The following is a 17,432-nucleotide window of genomic DNA, read 5'->3' on the forward strand; positions in this document are numbered from 1 at the left end:
CCCCGCTCAGAGCAGCAGCAGCTCCAGCACCACCCAGGCCACGAACACCAGCACCAGCAGCCCGCCCTCGCCGCGCGAGAGGCGACGGTCGCCACGCAGCATCGGCCACGCCAGCAGCGCCAGCACCAGCAGCGCCGGCAGCTCCACCCGCACGAACGAGGCCGGCAGCGCCAGCGGCTGCACCAGGGCCGTGCCGCCGATCACCAGCAGCAGGTTGCACAGGCTGGAGCCGAACACGTGGCCGGCGATCAGGTCGCCCTGGCCACGACGGGCAGCGGCGATGGCCGCGGCGATCTCGGGCAGGGTGGTGCCGATGGCCACCGGCAGCAGGCCGGCCAGCAGCGGGCCCAGGCCCCAGGCCTCGCCCAGTGCCAGGCCGTTGCCGACCACCCAGCGCGCGCCGAACCACAGCAGCGCCAGGCCGATGGCCAGGCGCACCACGTTCTGGGCGGTCATCGTGGAGGTGACCGCATGCTCGGCGAGCGCTTCCCGCACGTCGGGCGCCTCGGCCGCGCCGCGGCGCAGGACGAAGGCCAGCACCGCGACGAATCCCGCCACCAGCACCAGGCCATCGACGCGGCCAATGCGGCCGTCCAGGCCAAGTCCCACCATCACCACGGCCGCCAGCACCACGGCCAGCAGCTGCGGCAGCAGCAGGCGCGCGCGCAGCAGCAGCGGTGCGACCAGCGCGGCCAGGCCCAGGCTCAGGCCAAGGTTGGCGATGGTGCTGCCCATGGCATTGCCCAGCGCCAGGTAGGGCTGGCCGATCCAGACCGCACGCAGGTTGACCACCAGCTCCGGCAACGAGGTGGCGAAGGCCAGCAGCAGGACGCCGGCGGTGAACGGACGCAGGCCCAGCCGTTGCGCCAGGCCGGACACGCCCTTGACCGTCGAATCGCCTCCCAGGGCCAGCATCAGCAGGCCCAGCGCGAACCATCCAAGTGTCGCCGCCATCGCAATCCCTCCCTCCGGAGGACCGATTCTATGCGGCCCGGGCAACCGCCGGGCGCCGCAGCGGGATCAGCTGCAGCCTTCGACGTAGTCGGCCTGCGGCGGCACGCCCACCCGCCAGCGCTGGACCTTGCCCTCGGGCGAGACCTCGAACACCAGCACGGACGGACTGTCGTCCGGCACTACGCGCAGGTACAGCGCGCCCTCGACGTACTTGTGCGGCCGCTCCTCGACCTGGCCGGGATAGAGCGCCTGGATCTCCGCCGCATCCATGCCGATGCGGCCACCGCCCGGAGCGACCGCGCCGGACTGGTCCACGTCCACCCGCACGAAGTGGCCGCCCTCGATCATGAAGGCGGTGCCATGGCCCTGCTCGGGCCGCGGCTGCGGGAACAGGTAGTAGCAGGCCTGCGGATCGTTCGCGTCGGGCTGGCCTTCCAGCTGTCCACGCCAGGCCTGGCGCAGCTCGTCGGCAGTGGCGCCAAACGGTACCGGGCCGAAGCCGTCGAAGCTGGTGGCCAGCGGCACCAGCGCCGAGGCCGCATGCGGGACGGTGGCCGGCGGGATCACCCCGCCTTCGTCGTCCGCATCCACCGCGTGCTGGTGGTCGTCGGCCTGGTCCCAGGCCGGTTCATGCGCCGCGGCTTCCTGTGCGCTGGCGTCGGTGTCCGGTGGCCGGGTGCAGGAGGCAAGCCCCAGGGCCAGCATCAGCAGGCAGGCATCGATCTTCCTGGTCGACGACGACATGGCTCCCCCTGGACACGACTTCATCCACGGAGGCTGCCCGAGCACCTGTCAACGGCGGGCGAAAGTGGCGGGTGACGGCCAGTGCCGCCACCACGCCGCTCCGCGGCCCGGCCCAGTGGCCCGGCCGCGGGATATCCGCGTCAGGCCGGCGGGCTGAAGTGCTTCCGCAGCCCCGTCCAGCACTGCAGGTATCCGCGCTGGCGGTGCGGCGCGTCGATCGCCTGCGCGGTAGGACGCAGCACGGCGCGGGTCTCGAACATGAAGGCCATGGTCCCGCTGATCACGTCCGGCTGGGACAGGTCTGCGCTGGAGGCTTTCTCGAAGGTCGCCGCGTCCGGGCCATGCCCGCTCATGCAGTTGTGCAGCGAGCAGCCGCCGGGCACGAAGCCGTCCGCCTTGGCGTCGTACGCGCCATGCACCAGGCCCATGAACTCGCTGGCCACGTTGCGGTGGAACCACGGCGGACGGAAGGTGTCCTGCGCCACCAGCCAGCGCGGCGGGAAGATCACGAAGTCCATGTTGGCCGTGCCCGGAGTGTCGCTGGGCGAGGTCAGCACGGTGAAGATCGACGGATCCGGGTGGTCGTAGCTGATCGAGCCGATGGTGTTGAACCGGCGCAAGTCGTAGCGCCACGGCACGTGGTTGCCGTGCCAGCCGACCACGTCCAGCGGGCTGTGGTCGATCGGCGCGCGCCACAGGTGTCCCTGGAACTTGGCCACCAGCTCGAAGTCGCCCTCGAGGTCCTCGTACGCGGCCACCGGCGCCTGGAAGTCGCGCGGGTTGGCCAGGCCGTTGGAACCGATCGGCCCCAGGTCCGGCAGGCGCATGTGCGCGCCGAAGTTCTCCAGCACGTAGCCGCGCCCGGCGCCGTCGGGCAGTTCCACCCGGAAGCGGATGCCGCGCGGCACCAGCGCCACCTGCTGCGGCTCGACCTCGATCACGCCCAGCTCGGTGGCGATGCGCAGCCGGCCCTGCTGCGGCACCAGCAGCAGCTCGCCGTCGGCGTCGTAGAAGTAGCGGCCGGCCATGTCGCGGTCGGCCGCGTACAGGTGCACGCCCACGCCCGCCTGCGCCGCCGCCGAGCCATTGCCGGCCACGGTGTACAGGCCTTCGATGAAGTCCGCGGACGCTTCGGGCAGCGGCAGCGGGTCCCAGCGCAGCTGCTCCGGGGTGACCGGGCCATTGCCGAAATCGTTGTGGAAGCGCGGCTGCGCGAACGGCGCGAAGCTGCCATGCACCGAGGCCGGGCGGATGCGGTAGAGCCAGCTGCGCCGGTTCTGCGCGCGCGGCGCGGTGAACGCGGTGCCGGAGATCTGTTCGGCATAGAGCCCATGGGCCACCCGCTGCGGCGAGTTGCGTCCCTCCGGCAGCGTCCCCGGGATCGCCTCGCTGGCGAACTCGTTGCCGAAGCCGGTCATGTACTGCAGTTCAGTCACAGCGTTCATCGTTGTTCGCCCTTGCAAGCCCCTCCCCATCCCGGGGAAGGGCTTTCCCGTCCTGCTGTCAGAGAACCCCGCGCCGCATCTGGTCGCGCTCGATGCTCTCGAACAGCGCCTGGAAGTTGCCCTCGCCGAAGCCTTCGTTGCCCTTGCGCTGGATGATCTCGAAGAAGATCGGGCCGATCGCGTTCTGGGTGAAGATCTGCAGCAGCTTGCGCTTCTTGGTCTCCGGGTCGGCGTCGATCAGGATGCGGTTGCGGCGCAGCCGCTCCACGTCCTCGCCATGCTCGGGGATGCGCTGGTCGATCACGTCGAAATAGGTGTCGGGCGTGTCGAGGAAATCGACGCCGGCCTCGCGCATCTTCTCCACCGTCACGTAGATGTCGTCGGTGAAGCAGGCGATGTGCTGGATGCCCTCGCCGTGGTACGCATCGAGGTACTCGTTGATCTGCGACTTGGGATCGGACGACTCGTTGAGCGGGATGCGCACCATGCCGTCCGGCGCGGTCATGGCCTTGGAGAACAGGCCGGTCTTGGCACCCTTGATGTCGAAGTAGCGGATCTCGCGGAAGTTGAACAGCCGCTCGTAGTAGTCCGCCCACTTGGACATGTTGCCCTGGTACAGGTTGTGGGTCAGGTGGTCGATGAAGGTCAGGCCGAAACCGGCCGGCTTCAGCTGCACGCCTTCCTCGTACACGTAGTCCGGGTCGTGGATCGTGCCCTTGGCGTCGTAGCGGTCGACCAGGTACAGCATGCAGTCGCCGATGCCCTTGATCACCGGCGCGGCCACGGCCTTGCTGAGCTCGTCCTCGGCGCCGAACGCCTCGGCGCCGTTCTTCAGCGCCTGGGTGCGCGCCCAGTCGGCCAGCTTCTTGACCCGGATCGCGAAGCCGCAGGCGCTGGGGCCGTGCTTCTCGGCAAAGCGTGCCGCGAAGGAGTCCGGATCCTCGTTCAGCAGGAAGGTGCAGTCGCCCTGGCGGTAGGTGCTGATCGGCCGGGTGCGGTGGCGCGCCACCTTGGTGAAGCCCAGCTTGCGGAAGTAGTCGTGCAGCTGGCCGGCCTGGCCTGCCGGGGCGGCGAACTCGACGAACTCGAAGCCGTCGATGCCCATCGGGTTCTCGAAAGTGGTCACCGACATGCCCGGGGTCGGGGCGGTGGCGGACGAAAGGACTTGCGGTTGCACGCTCATGATGGCTTCCTGATCGCTCCCCGCCGGGGAACGGGGTCTTTGGGATAGACCCCTTTATAGTTACGTGTGCAACCACATGCAAGGTGCCCTGCCGCAATGACTGCAAATGCCAGCCAAGACGTAACCGGGTCCGCTAATGCAAGGGACGCTGCCGGCCACGCCCAGCTCGAACTGGAACGCTTCCTGCCGTACCGCCTCAGCGTGCTGTCCAACCGGGTCAGCCAGACGATCGCCGACATGTACCAGAAGCGTTTCGGCCTGGCGATCACCGAGTGGCGCGTGATGGCCGTGCTCGGCCGTTTCCCGGATCTTTCCGCCAACGAGGTCGCCGAACGCACCGCCATGGACAAGGTCGCCGTCAGCCGCGCGGTCGCGCGCCTGCTCGAGCGCAGCCTGATCAAGCGCGAGATCCACAGCGACGACCGTCGCCGCTCGGTGCTGTCGCTGTCCGAGGTCGGCTACACCGTCTACGACGAGATCGCGCCGATGGCGCTGTCGGCCGAGGCGCGCCTGGTGGCGGCGCTGGACGACGGCGAGCGCGAGGTGCTCGACCGGTTGCTGACCAAGCTCGCGGGTCCGGGCCTGACCGCCCTGCGCGACGGCAACTGAGCACCACGCGCGGAGGGGACCGCGCGGTAGACGCTGTTGGGGGGATGAAACGGGGGGGGAATCGGCCGATGCCGGTTCAGGGCGCCGGGGGCGCCCAGGTCTCGAGGAATTCCCGGATCTGCTTCACGTCGGCGCGGCCGTCGCGCAGCAGCGCGTCGCCCGCACTGGCGTGGAGCACCCGTGCGTCGGCGTCCAGCACCACCAGGTGCGGCGCCGGCGCCTCCGCCGCGTCGGCGTAGGCCGCCACGAACCCGGCATTGCCGGGCGCACTGCGGTCCACCCGCACCCACACGAACTCCGCGTTGCGCCGCGAGCGCAGGGCGGCATCGCCCTCGATCCCGGCGGCCAGCGCCTCGCAGGGCCCGCAGCCGGGCTGCCCAAACTCCAGCACGATGCGGCGGTTGCCGCGTCGCGCCTCGACCTGCGCGGTTTCCAGGTCATCGGCCGCGCTGCGGGACGGATCGAACGCCGCCCGCAGCCCGGCCAGCGCGGCGACGTCCGCCGCCGCGCGGGTGTTGCCCGACGCCACCTTCTCGCTGGCGTCGTGGGTGTGCGCCTGCTGCGGCGTGGTGTCGACCGGCTGTGCCGGACCGGCCGGGTGCGGGGATTCGAGCCCGCAACCGGCCAGGGCCAGCAGTACCGATGCCGTCATCGCGCCGCGCGCACCCATCACTTCACTCCGTGCATCAGCTTCTGGATCAGCGGCGCGATCAGGAACAGCAGCACGCCGGCGCCCAGCAGCGCCCAGAAGCCGAAGGTGTAGCCGGCCAGCGCCGAAGCGGTGGTCATGCCGCCTTCGCCGCTGACGCTGGAGGCGAAGATGCCCGACAGGTTGTTGCCGATGGCGATCGACAGGAACCAGCCGCCCATGGCCAGGCCGGTCAGCTTGGCCGGTGCCAGCTTGGTGGTCATGGACAGGCCGATCGGCGACAGGCACAGCTCGCCCACCGACTGGATCACGTAGACCATGAACAGGGTCCAGAACGGGATCTTCAGGGTTTCCGGGTCGACCAGGCTGGACAGGGCGAACATCAGCAGCAGGAAGGCCAGGCCGTTGAACACCAGGCCCAGGCCGAACTTGCGCGGGATCGAGGGGTTGGCGCGCCCCATCGCCACCCACAGCCAGGCCAGCACCGGGGCCAGGGTGATGATCGCGATCGAGTTGACCGACTGGAACCAGCCGACCGGGAAGATCCAGCCGCCGAAGTCGCGGTCGACGATGTTCTGGGCCAGGAAATTGAACGAGCTGCCAGCCTGCTCGAAGAACATCCAGAACAGCACGTTGAAGCCGAAGATGATCAGCATCGCGATCACCATGTCGCGCTGCACCTTGCCCTCGCGGATGCCCTCGACCAGCAGCATGATCGCCGGGGCGACGAACAGGGCGATCAGGATCCAGTTCAGCGCGCCTGCCGGGATGGTCAGCAGCCAGTAGTAGACCGGCACGGCGACCAGGGCGCCGACGATGACCATGGCCACGCGGCCCAGGCCGGTGGCATTGGCCGGCGGTGCGCCGATGCCCTTCAACTGGGCGCGGCCGAACCAGAACCACAGCAGGCTGCACAGCATGCCGATGCCCGAGGCGATGAACACCACCTTGTAGGCCGGCAGTTCCGGGGTGCCACCGAACATGCGCTCGGCCAGCCAGCCGGTCAGGATCGGGGCGATGAAGGCACCGAGGTTGATGCCCATGTAGAAGATGGTAAAGCCCGAATCGCGACGGTCATCGCCGGTGGCGTAAACCTTGCCGACCAGGGTCGAGATGATCGGCTTGAACAGGCCGTTGCCGACGATGATGGTCGCAAGGCCCAGCTTCAGCCAGGTGTCGCTGGGGATCATGATCAGGAACAGGCCCAGCGCCATGAAGAAGGCGCCGACCAGGATCGAACGCTGGTAGCCGATCAGCTTGTCGGCCACGTAGCCGCCGAAGATGGCCGCGGCATAGACCAGGGCCAGGTAGGCGCCGTACAGCTCGCTGGCCGGGCCTTCGCCGGTGGCGCTGCCGTTGTGGAACTGGGCCACGATGTACAGCACCAGCGCCCAGCGCATGCCGTAGAAGGCGAAGCGCTCCCAGAACTCGGTCATGAACAGCATCCACAGCGGACGCGGATGACCCAGGGTCTGGGCGAATTCGGGAAGGGAGGGTGGCGTCTGCGGCGGGGCCGCGACCTTGGGCTCGACGACGTCGGCGCTCATTGGGATCCTTGCAGGTACGAACGGGAATGCACGGCGCTGTGCGCCGGAACCGGGCGAGAATCACCGACCGGCACCGCATCGTCAATGCACGGGCGCGCCGAAACCACCCCGTAACCGGCGCGATTCTCCTTTTGAATCAGCATGTTGCATCGGAAACGGCCGCGTATAGCCGGAGCGCCCTTGACGCTGCCTGAAGCGGCCAGGACGGGCGCCCCGCCCGCCCCGTGGCTCAGGTGCCGATGCTGGTGCGGACCTCGAACAGCTCCGGGAAGAAGCTCAGCTCCAGCGCCTCGCGCAGGAAGCCCACCCCGCTGGACCCACCGGTGCCGCGCTTGAAGCCGATGATGCGCATCACCGTGCGCATGTGGCGGAAGCGCCAGGTCTGGAACTGGGTTTCCAGGTCGACCAGGTCCTCGCACAGCGAGTATTCGCGCCAGTAGCGGTCGGTGTCCTCGTAGATGCGTTCGAACACCTGGCGCAGCGCCGGGTCGCTGACGTGCGAGCTGCTCCAGTCGCGGCCCGGCTGCAGGTATCCGGCCGGTATCGCATGGCCGAAACGTGCCAGGTACAGCAGGAACTCCTCGTACAGGCTGGGCCGTTCCAGCTCGGCGCGCAGCGCCACCTGGCCCTGCGGGTCGTGGGCGAACACCTTCACCATGTCCGCGTTCTTGTTGCCGAGCAGGAACTCGATCGCGCGGTACTGCAGCGACTGGAAGCCGGACGACGGACCCAGCAGGTCGCGGAAGCCCATGTACTCCGACGGCGTCATCGTCTCCAGCACCGACCACTGCTCGACCAGCTGGCGCAGCACCTGCTTGCCGCGGGCCATCACCTTGCGGGTCTGCCAGACCTGGTCCTGCTGCAGGAAACCGCGCGCGGCCAGCAGTTCGTGCATCAGCAGCTTCAGCCACAGCTCCGAGACCTGGTGCTGGATGATGAACAGCATCTCGTCGTGGTGAGCGGGATCGGACAGCGGCTTCTGCGCCGACAGCAGCTGGTCCAGTTGCAGGTAGCCTGAATAAGTCATGCGGCCCTGCAGATCCGTGTGGATCCCGGGTTCGAGCGAGCGCTGGTTCTTGTCGAGGGTCATCGGTCGCAACAGCAACGCGCGCGTGCCGCGCAAGGCCGGCAAGGGTAACGCAGCACCATCGCCCGGGTGATGGCTGGCGCTGTCATCGGTTCAGGGGAACTCGCGGCGATGCGGCAAGTCCATGTCCTGCAAGCGTTGTTGCGCTGCACGGCGGGTTTTCGCAAGCAAGTCCGTACCATGTGCAACTTTCCTGTCCGCCATCGCGTGCAAGGGTGACTCCCCCGATGACACTCGCCGCCAGTTTCGAAATCCATTACCTGCAGTACCTCGACGAGGAAGGACGCCAGGTGCGCGAATTCCCGCAGGCGCTGCGCGATCCGGCGGCGCTGCTGCCGCTGTTCAAGCGCATGCTGTTCGTGCGCGCGTTCGACAGCAAGGCCATCGCCCTGCAGCGCACCGGCAAGCTGGGCACCTACGCGCCCAGCCTGGGCCACGAGGCGACCCATGTCGGCATCGGCGCCTCGATGCGCAGCGGCGACGTGTTCGCGCCCAGCTACCGCGAGATCGGCACCATGTTCGAGCGTGGCGTGCGTCCGCGCGACATCCTGATGTACTGGGGTGGCGACGAGCGTGGCAGCGACTTCCCGCGCGACAGCGACGCGGTGGCCGACTTCCCGATCTGCGTGCCGATCTCGACCCAGTGCCTGCACGCGGCCGGCACCGCGCTGGCGTTCAAGCTGCGCGGCCAGCCGCACGTGGCCGTGGCCACCTGCGGCGACGGCGGCACATCCAAGACCGACTTCTACGCCGCGCTGAACTCCGCCGGCGCCTACCAGCTGCCGCTGGTGCTGGGCGTGGTCAACAACGGCTGGGCGATCTCGGTGCCGCGCAGCGCGCAGACCGGTGCCCAGACCCTGGCGCAGAAGGGCATCGCCGGCGGCCTGCACGTGCTGCAGGTCGATGGCAATGACCTGGTCGCCGTGCTCGACGCGATGGGCCAGGCCATGGAGCGCGCGCGCTCCGGCCAGGGCGGCTCGGTGATCGAGTTCCTCACCTACCGCCTGTCCGACCACACCACCGCCGACGACGCGCGCCGCTACCGCGAGGACGCCGAGGTCAAGGCCGCCTGGCAGCGCGAACCGATCGCGCGCCTGCGCACCTGGCTCACCGCCCAGGGCGCGTGGAGCGAGGCCGAGGAAGCCGCGTGGAAGATCGAATGCGAGCGCGAGGTCAACGCCGAGGTCGACGCCTACCTGGCCACCACCGCGCAGCCGGTGGAGGCGATGTTCGACTACCTGTACGCCGATCCGCCGGCGGACCTGCTCGCGCAGCGCGCCGCCGCCCTCGCCCTGGAGCAGCGCCATGGATGACATCCGCAGCCACCGTGCCGACAGCAGCCTGGCCGGTGTCCACGCAGCCGCCGGTGCCGGCGACAGCGCGCCGGCGCCCGCTCCCCGTGGTGGAGACCAGCCGATGAGCCAGACCCCGACCGCGACCCCGATCACCCTGATCGAGGCGATCACCCGCGCCCTGGCCTGGGAGCTGGAGCACGATCCGTCCGTGCTGGTGCTGGGCGAGGACGTGGGCGTGAACGGCGGCGTGTTCCGCGCCACCGCCGGCCTGCAGCAGAAGTTCGGCCCGCAGCGCGTGCTCGACACCCCGCTGGACGAGACCACCATCGCCGGCCTCTCGGTCGGCCTGGCCGCGCAGGGCATGAAGCCGGTGGCCGAGGCCCAGTTCGACGGCTTCGTCTACCCGATGCTCGACCACCTCATCTGCCACGCCGCGCGCCTGCGCAACCGCACCCGTGGCCGCCTGCACTGCCCGATGGTGCTGCGCGTGCCGTGGGGTGGCGGCATCCGCGCGCCGGAGCACCACAGCGAAGCCAACGAGGCGATGTTCACCAACGTCCCGGGACTGCGCGTGGTGATGCCGTCCTCGCCGCAGCGCGCCTACGGCCTGTTGCTGGCCGCGATCCGCGACGAGGACCCGGTGATCTACATGGAGCCCAAGCGCATCTACCGCCAGTACAAGGAACTGGTGGTGGACGACGGCGAGGCGCTGCCGCTGGACGTGTGCTTCGTCCTGCGCGACGGCACCGACGTGACCCTGGTTGCCTGGGGCGCGCAGGTGAAGGAAGCGCTGGAGGCCGCCGAGGCGCTGGAAGCCGAAGGCATCAGCGCCGAGGTCATCGACGTGGCCACCCTGCGTCCGCTGGACTTCGCCACCATCGCCGAGTCCGTCTCGCGCACCGGCCGCTGCGTGATCGTGCAGGAAGCCCCGCGCACCGCCGGCTTCGGCGCCGAGATCGCCGCGCGCCTGGCCGAGGAGTCGATGTACGACCTGGTTGCCCCGGTGCAGCGCGTGACCGGCTGGGATACCCACATCCCGCTGTTCCGCCTGGAAATGAAGTTCCTGCCCAGCGTGGAGCGCATCGTTGCCGCGGCCCGCGCGGCGATGGCCCACGGCTGATCCGGGACCGCGTGCGGCCCCGGCCGCCGCGGTCCGTTACCTTGAAGACCCGGACGGCATGCCGCGGCCCCGAGCCGCGGCGGCACGCCCCCGCCCGTCGATCCGCGTGATCGACCGACCGATCGAGAGAGTTACGCGATGAGCCAGACCAAGACCTTCCACCTGCCCGACCTGGGCGAGGGCCTGCCGGACGCGACCATCGTCGAGTGGTTCGTCAAGGAGGGCGACATCATCCGCCTGGACGAGCCGCTGGTCTCGATGGAGACCGCCAAGGCGGTGGTGGAAGTGCCCTCGCCGGTGTCCGGCAAGGTCCTGCGCCTGGCCGGCAAGGCCGGCGACGTGGTGGTCACCGGCGCGATGCTGGCCGAGTTCGAACCCGATGCCAGCCTGCCACAGCGCGCCGAAGGCCATGACACCGGCCACCACCACGGCGCCCCGGCCAAGCCCGCCAAGGCCACCGCCAGCGACGACTGCGGCGAACTGCCGGTGCAGCCGGCGCCGTCGGAAGCGCGTGGCGGGGACGCCGGCACCGTGGTCGGCGCGATGCAGAGCTCCGACGCCGTGCACGCCGAGCGTGCGATTGCGGTCGGCGGGGTCAAGGCCATGCCTGCGGTACGTGCACTGGCGCGCAAGCTGGGCGTGGACCTGGCCCGCGTCCCCGCCACCGGTCCGGACGGCACCGTCAGCCTCGCCGACGTGAAGCAGGCCGCGGCCGATCCCGCGCGCCTCCTCCCCTCCACCGCCAACACCCAGGGTCGGACGGCGCAGGCGCCAGCTCCGGCCGCCGCTTCGGCGCCCGCTCCCTCCGTGCAGCAGCGCACTCCCGTCTCCGCCGCCGGCCGCCCGATGCGTACCCGTCCGCCGGGCGCCGACGCCGGTGCCGCCGCCAGCGGCCAGCCCGAGCAGCTCAAGGGCGTGCGCCGCAACATGGCGCGGGTGATGGCCGATGCGCACAGCAAGGTCGTGCCGACCACCCTGGTCGACGACGCCGACCTGCACGCCTGGATCGGCAAGCAGGACATCACCGCGCGCCTGGTCCGAGCGATCGTGGCAGCGTGCAAGGCCGTGCCCGCGCTCAATGCCTGGTTCGACGGCGAGGCGCTGGCGGTCACCCGCCATCCGCACGTGGACGTGGGCATCGCCGTGGACACCGACGACGGCCTGTTCGTGCCGGCGCTGCGCAACGCCGACATGCTCGATGCCAACGGCATCCGCGCCGGCATCAACCGCCTGCGCGCGCAGGTCGAAGAGCGCAGCATCGCCGCCAGCGAGCTGTCCGGCTACACCATCTCGCTGTCCAACTTCGGCATGTTCGCCGGCCGCTACGCCACCCCGGTGGTGGTGCCGCCGTGCGTGGCCATCGTCGGCGCCGGCAAGCTCAGCCACGACGTGGTCGCGGTCATGGGCGGCATCGAAGTCCACCGCCGCCTGCCGATCTCGCTGACTTTCGACCACCGCGCAGCCACCGGCGGCGAAGCCGCCCGCTTCCTGCGCGCCCTGCTCGACGACATGGCCCTGCCGAACTAGGGCCAGCGTCACTGCAAGCAAAAAAAAACCGAAAAACCGGGGTCAGAGTGCAATTTCCCAGGCCGGCGCCTACGTGGCAGCCGCGGCGGATGGCAGGAAATTGCACTCTGACCCCGGTTTTCTTTGCTTCGACGGAAATTGCACTCTGACCCCGGTTTTTTGCGGGCGCGCGGGGGTATCTTCGGGGCTGGTCCCGCAGCCGGAGCAAGCCGATGCCGCACCACAGCCGCCTGAGCACCCTGGTCCTGGACTGCCACGTCGACGACCTGCAACCCGCGCTGGAGTTCTGGAGCGCGGCGCTGGGCAAGCCGGTCGCCACTCCTGACGAGGATGGCGATGGCCGCTACGGCGTGCTCGCCACGGACGAGGACGAGCCGATCATCCTGCTGCAGAAGGTCGAGCACGAATCGCGCGTGCACCTGGACATCGAGAGCGACGACATCGATGCCGAGGCCGACCGGCTGGAGCGCCTGGGCGCGCGCAAGGTCGCCTTCGTCAAGCGCTGGTGGGTGATGGAAGCCCCGACCGGGCACCGCTTCTGCGTGGTGCGCCCGCAGCGCGAGCGCTTCGGCAGCCACCTCAACCGTTGGGACTAGCCTGGACCAGCGCCGCTCAGCCGCGGCGGCGGCTGCGGTCCAGCCAGATCTCCAGGCCCTGGGCGTTGAGTTCGATGTCCATGCCCAGCAGCTCCAGCACGCCCGCATCGTCCATCGGCACGCCATGGGCCTGGGCGCGCTCGAGGTAGTACTCCGACAGCGCCGCGACCAGCGCGCGGTGGCGGTCCGGGCCGCCATCGCAGGCCTGGGCCAGCGAGACCATGGCGTCGATCTGCTCGTGCAGGTCCGCGGCCAGGCGGCGGACTTCGGTGACCAGGCCGTAGTGGGTCAGGTACATCAGCTGCGGCGCGGTCTCGAGCATGCGCCGGATCGAGGCCTGCAAGGCCTCCGGCTCGAACTGCACCGGGGAGGACGTCGGCAGGATGAAGGCGCCGGCGGCGCTGTCCAGCTGCCGGTAGGACAGGCCGAAGGTGTCGCCGGCGAACCAGCCGCGGCTGCGCTCGTCCCAGATGCACATGTGGTGGCGGGCATGGCCGGGTGTGTCCAGGCAGCGCAGCGCGCGGCCTGCCAGGTCGATGACGTGGCCATCTCCGGCCACCACCACGCGCTCATCCGGCACCGGCACCAGCTGGCCGTAGTGGCGGGCGAACTCCTCCTCGCCGTACACCGCGGTGGCACCGGCGACCAGGCGCTGCGGATCGACCATATGCGGGGCCGCGCGCGGATGCGCCACCAGCTTCGCTTTGGGCAGCTGCTGCATCAGCAGGCCGGCGCCGCCGGCGTGGTCGAGGTGGGCGTGGGTCAGGACCAGCCAGTCCACCGCCTCCGGCCCGAGCCCGGCATCGGACAGGGCCTGCAGCAGCAAGGGCACGCTGTGGTTGGTGCCGCAGTCCACGAACGCCGCCCTGCCCTGCTCGACCACCAGGTAGGCGGCACCGAAGGAAGGCCGGACGTACCCGGTGTCGAGGGTATGGATGCCGTGGCTGGCCGCCAGCTGCTGCTGCCGCATTTTCGGGACTGCCTGGGGGTGATGCGGGCAGCCTAGTCAGGCCCCATCACCGGCACGATCCGGCTTTGGTCGTAGTGACACCGGCGCCGGGTGCGGCCGGTCACGTTTCGTGCCGGCCCGGCCTGCCTTCTCAGCCCCGGGTCCAGCCCTGGGACAGGCGCATGCGCAGCGGGATGGCCACCGCCAGCACCGCCAGGAAGGCGCCGTAGGCGTAGAGCACCGCCAGCACCTGGCGCCAGATCGGGCCGGCGCCACGCCAGGCCAGGCCCTCGTGGTAGCCCCAGTGCATGCCGGCCACGCTCAGCACCAGCGCCAGCAACAGGACCACCAGGTCGAACCTGCGGCGCGCGGCCGGGCGCGGCGTGCGCGGGAACAGCCAGTACAGGCCGCCGAGGACAGCGAACCAGGGCAGGAACAGCAGCAGCGACAGCCAGGCCATCAGCCGGCCTCCGCCTCGGACAGCTGGCGCAGGGCCTCGATCACCACGTCGACCCCGGCCACGTCCGCGCCCAGGGTGCCCACGCGCTCGCCCATCAGGCCGACCGCGCCCTGCTCCAGCGCATGCAGCGCGTTGATGCCCTCGCGGCGCAGCCGGGCGATGCGCTCGCCAGCCTCGCGCGGGGATCCGGAGCCGTCGCCCTGCAGCAGCACGCGGCCTTCGGCATCGACCAGCTTGAAGTGGAAGCGGCCATCGGCCTCGCGGTACTGCTTGAATTGCGGCAGGCGCGCGGCGGGCTTTTTCTTCTTCTCGACAGACTGCGTGACCGCCACCTGGAAACCACCCAGGCCGACCGCACGCTGCAGGCCGTCCAGCAGCGGCACGGTGGTCTCGCGCGCCTTGCGCGCGCCCTCCTGCAGGATCTCCTCCAGCTGCGCCGGCCTGGCGATCAGCTGCGCGTACTGCTCGCGCATCGGCGCCACAGCGTCCTCGATGCGGGCCACCAGGCGCTGCTTGGCATCGCCCCAGCCAATGCCCTCGGCGAAGGCGTGGCGCATCTCCTCGGCCTGCTCCGGCGTGGCGAAGGCCTGGTACAGCTGGAACACGGCCGAACCCTCGGTGTCCTTGGGCTCGCCGGGCGCGCGCGAGTCGGTGACGATCGACATCACCAGGCGCTTGATCTCCGCCGGCGGCGCGAACAGCGGGATGGTGTTGTCGTAGCTCTTGGACATCTTGCGGCCGTCCAGGCCCGGCAGGGTGGCCACGTTCTCGTCGATCTGCACTTCCGGCAGCACCAACGGCTCGCCGGACTGGCCGGTGGCCTGGCGCCAGGCGTCGCCGTAGAGGTGGTTGAAACGCTGGCCGATGTCGCGCGCCATCTCGATGTGCTGGATCTGGTCGCGGCCCACCGGCACCTTGTGCGCGCCGAAGGCGAGGATGTCGGCGGCCATCAGCACCGGATACATGTACAGCCCGGCGGTGACGCCCGCATCGGCGTCCTCGCCTGCCTCGGTGTTCTTGTCGACCGCGGCCTTGTAGGCGTGCGCGCGGTTGAGCAGCCCCTTGGCGGTGACGCAGGTCAGCAGCCAGGTCAGCTGCGGGATCTCGGGGATGTCCGACTGCCGGTAGAACACGACCTTTTCCGGATCCAGGCCGCAGGCCAGCCAGGTCGCGGCGATCTCCAGGCGCGAGCGGGCCACGCGGCGCGGGTCGTCGGCCTTGATCAGGGCGTGGTAGTCGGCCAGGAAGAAGAAGCTCTCCACCCCGGGCGCGCGCGAGGCGGCGACGGCGGGACGGATGGCACCGGCATAGTTGCCCAGGTGCGGGGTGCCGGTGGTGGTGATGCCGGTGAGGACGCGAACGGTCATGGTGCACGCAGTCGGGGAAACGTGCCGATTCTACCCCTGCCCGGCCTTGGCCACCCGCGCGCCCTTCCTCCCCGGGAAGCGGACAGGAAAAAGCCCGGGCCGGCGGCTCGCCGTGGCCCGGGCCTGGGTCGCCACTGCTTAGTGGTGGTACTTCTGGTCGAGGGTCTTCTCGAAGTCGCGGATCTCGCGCTCGGCGTGATCCTTCTCCCAGCCATAGCGCTCCTGCAGCTTGCCGGCCAGGTACTCGGCATTGCCCTCGGCCACGTCGAACACGTCGTCGGTGAGGTCGCCCCACTTGGCCTTCATCTGGCCCTTAAGCTGCTTCCAGTTACCAGCGATGATGTCGCGGTTCATACGTGCTCCTTGTAGTCGGGGGTTAGGCACCCGGTTTCGTTCCGGGTTGGACACAGCTTCGCAGCGGCGGCGTTCGCCGGCGGTCCAGCCGCCGTCAATGCGAAGTTAGGTGGCTGAACGCTGGCCTGTATTAACGCTGGCCTGTAGTGATTCCTTCCCATGAAGAATCCGCACCGCCTTGCGGCGCGGACAACAAAAGGCGGAGCCATCACTGGCTCCGCCCGCTTGCAACTCCATCTGCGCACTTCCTCTGTGCCCGGCGCTTCCTGGCGCTTACCGGTTCCTCTCGAACTCCTCAGCTCAGCACTTGCCGTCCTTGCAGTCCTGGGCCTTGTCTTCGAGCTTTTCGCCGCCCTTCTGGATGTCCTTGCCGGCGCCGGCCATGGTGTTGCAGGCGGTCAGGGCGGAGATCGAGAACAGGCTGATGAAAGTCAGGGCAACGATGCGCTTCATAGGGGCTCCCATCGGATGTCATGCCCGCACGGCATGTGCGGGGCTGGGCGCCACTTTTCCCGGTCGCCCGTCGTCCCGGCGTGAACCCTTTGCTGACGTTTCAATCACGCATCAGGGTGGACTTGCCGAACAGGCTCTCGACCAGGTCCACCGCCAGCTCGGCCGTCGCGTTGCGCGTATCGAGCACGGGATTGAGCTCGACGATGTCCAGCGAACCCAGGCGGCCGGTGTCGGCGATCATCTCCATCACCAGCTGCGCCTCGCGGTAGTTCACGCCGCCCGGCACGGTGGTACCCACGCCCGGAGCGATGCCCGGATCGAGGAAGTCCACGTCGAAGCTGACATGCAGGTGCGTGCCCTCGTCCACGCCGTCCAGCGCCTGCTGCATCACCGCCTTCATCCCGACCTCGTCGATGTAACGCATGTCGTAGATGTCCAGGCCATGCTGCTTGACCAGGCGCTTCTCCTCCGGATCCACCGAGCGGATGCCGATCTGCCGCACCTGCGCCGGGGTGATCGCCGGGCCTTCGCCATCGAGGCTGACCAGTTCGCGCGGGCCGATACCGCACAGGCAGGCCACCGGCATGCCATGCACGTTGCCCGAGGGCGTGACCTCGCTGGTGTTGAAGTCGGCATGTGCGTCCAGCCACAGCACGCGCAGCTGCTTGCCGGTCTCGCGGCAGTGGCGCGCCACCGCGCTGATCGAACCCATCGCCAGGCAGTGGTCGCCGCCCAGCATCACCGGCATGCGCCCGCGGCGCAGCTCGGCCAGGCTGGCCTGCATCAGGCTGCGATTCCACTGCACCACCTGCTCCAGATGGCGGTACCCGGCGACCGGAGGCTGCCAGGGATTGGGCGGGCCGGACAGGTTGCCGGTGTCCAGCACCTCCACCCCGCGCGCGGCCAGTGCCTCGCCGATCCCGGCGATGCGCAGGGCGTCGGGGCCCAGGGAGGCGCCACGGTGCCCGGCACCAACGTCGGTGGGAACGCCGATCAGGGAAACAGGGGGATAGCTGCGAGGCATTGACGGTATCCGTTGAAACTTTCCCGCAGTCTAGCGGGGAGGCTTCGGGACCACGCGCCGCAGCGCAGC

The 17,432-nt window shown here is 69.7% G+C and carries 18 protein-coding genes; 5 read left to right on the forward strand and 13 right to left on the reverse strand.

Annotation, left to right across the window (positions count from 1 at the left end):
- Positions 1-6: 6 nt before the first annotated feature.
- The 4 genes from PSESU_RS12610 to hppD all read right to left on the reverse strand — a co-directional run bounded on the left by PSESU_RS12610 (position 7) and on the right by hppD (position 4,326).
- A complete protein-coding gene (locus tag PSESU_RS12610) occupies positions 7-954 on the reverse strand; it encodes a sodium:calcium antiporter (RefSeq protein WP_013536172.1) in 948 nt (315 codons plus the stop codon).
- 66 nt (positions 955-1,020) lie between these two features.
- Positions 1,021-1,698, reverse strand: coding sequence for a hypothetical protein (locus PSESU_RS12615; protein ID WP_013536173.1), 678 nt, complete (start codon positions 1,696-1,698; stop codon positions 1,021-1,023).
- Between the two features lie 140 nt (positions 1,699-1,838).
- The gene (gene hmgA, locus PSESU_RS12620; protein ID WP_013536174.1) at positions 1,839-3,143 is read right to left on the reverse strand and encodes a homogentisate 1,2-dioxygenase; all 1,305 of its coding nucleotides are present in this window, start codon (positions 3,141-3,143) and stop codon (positions 1,839-1,841) included.
- 58 nt (positions 3,144-3,201) lie between these two features.
- Positions 3,202-4,326, reverse strand: coding sequence for a 4-hydroxyphenylpyruvate dioxygenase (gene hppD / locus PSESU_RS12625; RefSeq protein WP_013536175.1), 1,125 nt, complete (start codon positions 4,324-4,326; stop codon positions 3,202-3,204).
- A gap of 96 nt (positions 4,327-4,422) precedes the next feature.
- Between hppD and PSESU_RS12630 the strand changes: the two genes are divergently transcribed.
- Positions 4,423-4,935 carry a MarR family winged helix-turn-helix transcriptional regulator gene (locus PSESU_RS12630; RefSeq protein WP_013536176.1) on the forward strand — a complete coding sequence of 171 codons (513 nt, stop codon included), beginning with the start codon at positions 4,423-4,425 and terminating at the stop codon, positions 4,933-4,935.
- A gap of 76 nt (positions 4,936-5,011) precedes the next feature.
- Here PSESU_RS12630 and PSESU_RS12635 read toward each other — a convergent pair whose 3' ends face one another.
- From PSESU_RS12635 to PSESU_RS12645, 3 genes are all read right to left on the reverse strand, one after another.
- Entirely contained in the window at positions 5,012-5,605 is a 594-nt protein-coding gene (locus PSESU_RS12635; RefSeq protein ID WP_013536177.1) for a hypothetical protein, read from the reverse strand.
- Positions 5,605-7,131, reverse strand: a complete 1,527-nt coding sequence (locus tag PSESU_RS12640) for a peptide MFS transporter (RefSeq protein ID WP_013536178.1) — start codon at positions 7,129-7,131, stop codon at positions 5,605-5,607. The genes PSESU_RS12635 and PSESU_RS12640 overlap by 1 nt, the downstream gene beginning before the upstream one ends.
- Before the next feature lie 229 nt (positions 7,132-7,360).
- Complete coding sequence (locus PSESU_RS12645) at positions 7,361-8,221, reverse strand: tryptophan 2,3-dioxygenase (RefSeq protein ID WP_013536179.1); 861 nt, start codon at positions 8,219-8,221, stop codon at positions 7,361-7,363.
- A 224-nt stretch (positions 8,222-8,445) separates the two neighbouring features.
- Between PSESU_RS12645 and pdhA the strand changes: the two genes are divergently transcribed.
- The 4 genes from pdhA (at position 8,446) to PSESU_RS12665 (ending at position 12,756) form a co-directional block, all read left to right on the forward strand.
- The gene (gene pdhA, locus PSESU_RS12650; RefSeq protein WP_013536180.1) at positions 8,446-9,531 is read left to right on the forward strand and encodes a pyruvate dehydrogenase (acetyl-transferring) E1 component subunit alpha; all 1,086 of its coding nucleotides are present in this window, start codon (positions 8,446-8,448) and stop codon (positions 9,529-9,531) included.
- Entirely contained in the window at positions 9,524-10,633 is a 1,110-nt protein-coding gene (locus PSESU_RS12655; RefSeq protein ID WP_013536181.1) for an alpha-ketoacid dehydrogenase subunit beta, read from the forward strand. The genes pdhA and PSESU_RS12655 overlap by 8 nt, the downstream gene beginning before the upstream one ends.
- A 138-nt stretch (positions 10,634-10,771) precedes the next feature.
- Positions 10,772-12,160: a dihydrolipoamide acetyltransferase family protein gene (locus PSESU_RS12660; protein WP_013536182.1), complete on the forward strand. Its 1,389-nt coding sequence runs from the start codon at positions 10,772-10,774 to the stop codon at positions 12,158-12,160.
- A 212-nt stretch (positions 12,161-12,372) separates the two neighbouring features.
- Positions 12,373-12,756, forward strand: coding sequence for a VOC family protein (locus PSESU_RS12665; protein ID WP_013536183.1), 384 nt, complete (start codon positions 12,373-12,375; stop codon positions 12,754-12,756).
- 16 nt (positions 12,757-12,772) lie between these two features.
- On the opposite strand, the gene PSESU_RS12670 is transcribed toward PSESU_RS12665, so the two are convergent.
- From PSESU_RS12670 to rocF, 6 genes are all read right to left on the reverse strand, one after another.
- A complete protein-coding gene (locus PSESU_RS12670; RefSeq protein WP_013536184.1) occupies positions 12,773-13,726 on the reverse strand; it encodes an MBL fold metallo-hydrolase in 954 nt (317 codons plus the stop codon).
- Between the two features lie 130 nt (positions 13,727-13,856).
- A complete protein-coding gene (locus PSESU_RS12675) occupies positions 13,857-14,165 on the reverse strand; it encodes a hypothetical protein (protein ID WP_013536185.1) in 309 nt (102 codons plus the stop codon).
- Positions 14,165-15,532, reverse strand: a complete 1,368-nt coding sequence (locus PSESU_RS12680; RefSeq protein ID WP_013536186.1) for a tryptophan--tRNA ligase — start codon at positions 15,530-15,532, stop codon at positions 14,165-14,167. Before PSESU_RS12680 ends, PSESU_RS12675 begins: the two co-directional genes overlap by 1 nt.
- Before the next feature lie 138 nt (positions 15,533-15,670).
- A complete protein-coding gene (locus PSESU_RS12685) occupies positions 15,671-15,886 on the reverse strand; it encodes a CsbD family protein (protein ID WP_013536187.1) in 216 nt (71 codons plus the stop codon).
- Between the two features lie 300 nt (positions 15,887-16,186).
- On the reverse strand, positions 16,187-16,339 hold the full coding sequence (locus PSESU_RS12690; RefSeq protein ID WP_013536188.1) for an entericidin A/B family lipoprotein: 153 nt from the start codon (positions 16,337-16,339) through the stop codon (positions 16,187-16,189).
- Positions 16,340-16,439: 100 nt separating this feature from the next.
- Positions 16,440-17,363: an arginase gene (rocF, locus tag PSESU_RS12695; protein WP_013536189.1), complete on the reverse strand. Its 924-nt coding sequence runs from the start codon at positions 17,361-17,363 to the stop codon at positions 16,440-16,442.
- Between the last annotated feature and the right edge of the window lie 69 nt (positions 17,364-17,432).

Origin of the sequence: Pseudoxanthomonas suwonensis 11-1 (assembly GCF_000185965.1) — a bacterium.
GTDB classification, from domain to species: domain Bacteria; phylum Pseudomonadota; class Gammaproteobacteria; order Xanthomonadales; family Xanthomonadaceae; genus Pseudoxanthomonas; species Pseudoxanthomonas suwonensis_A.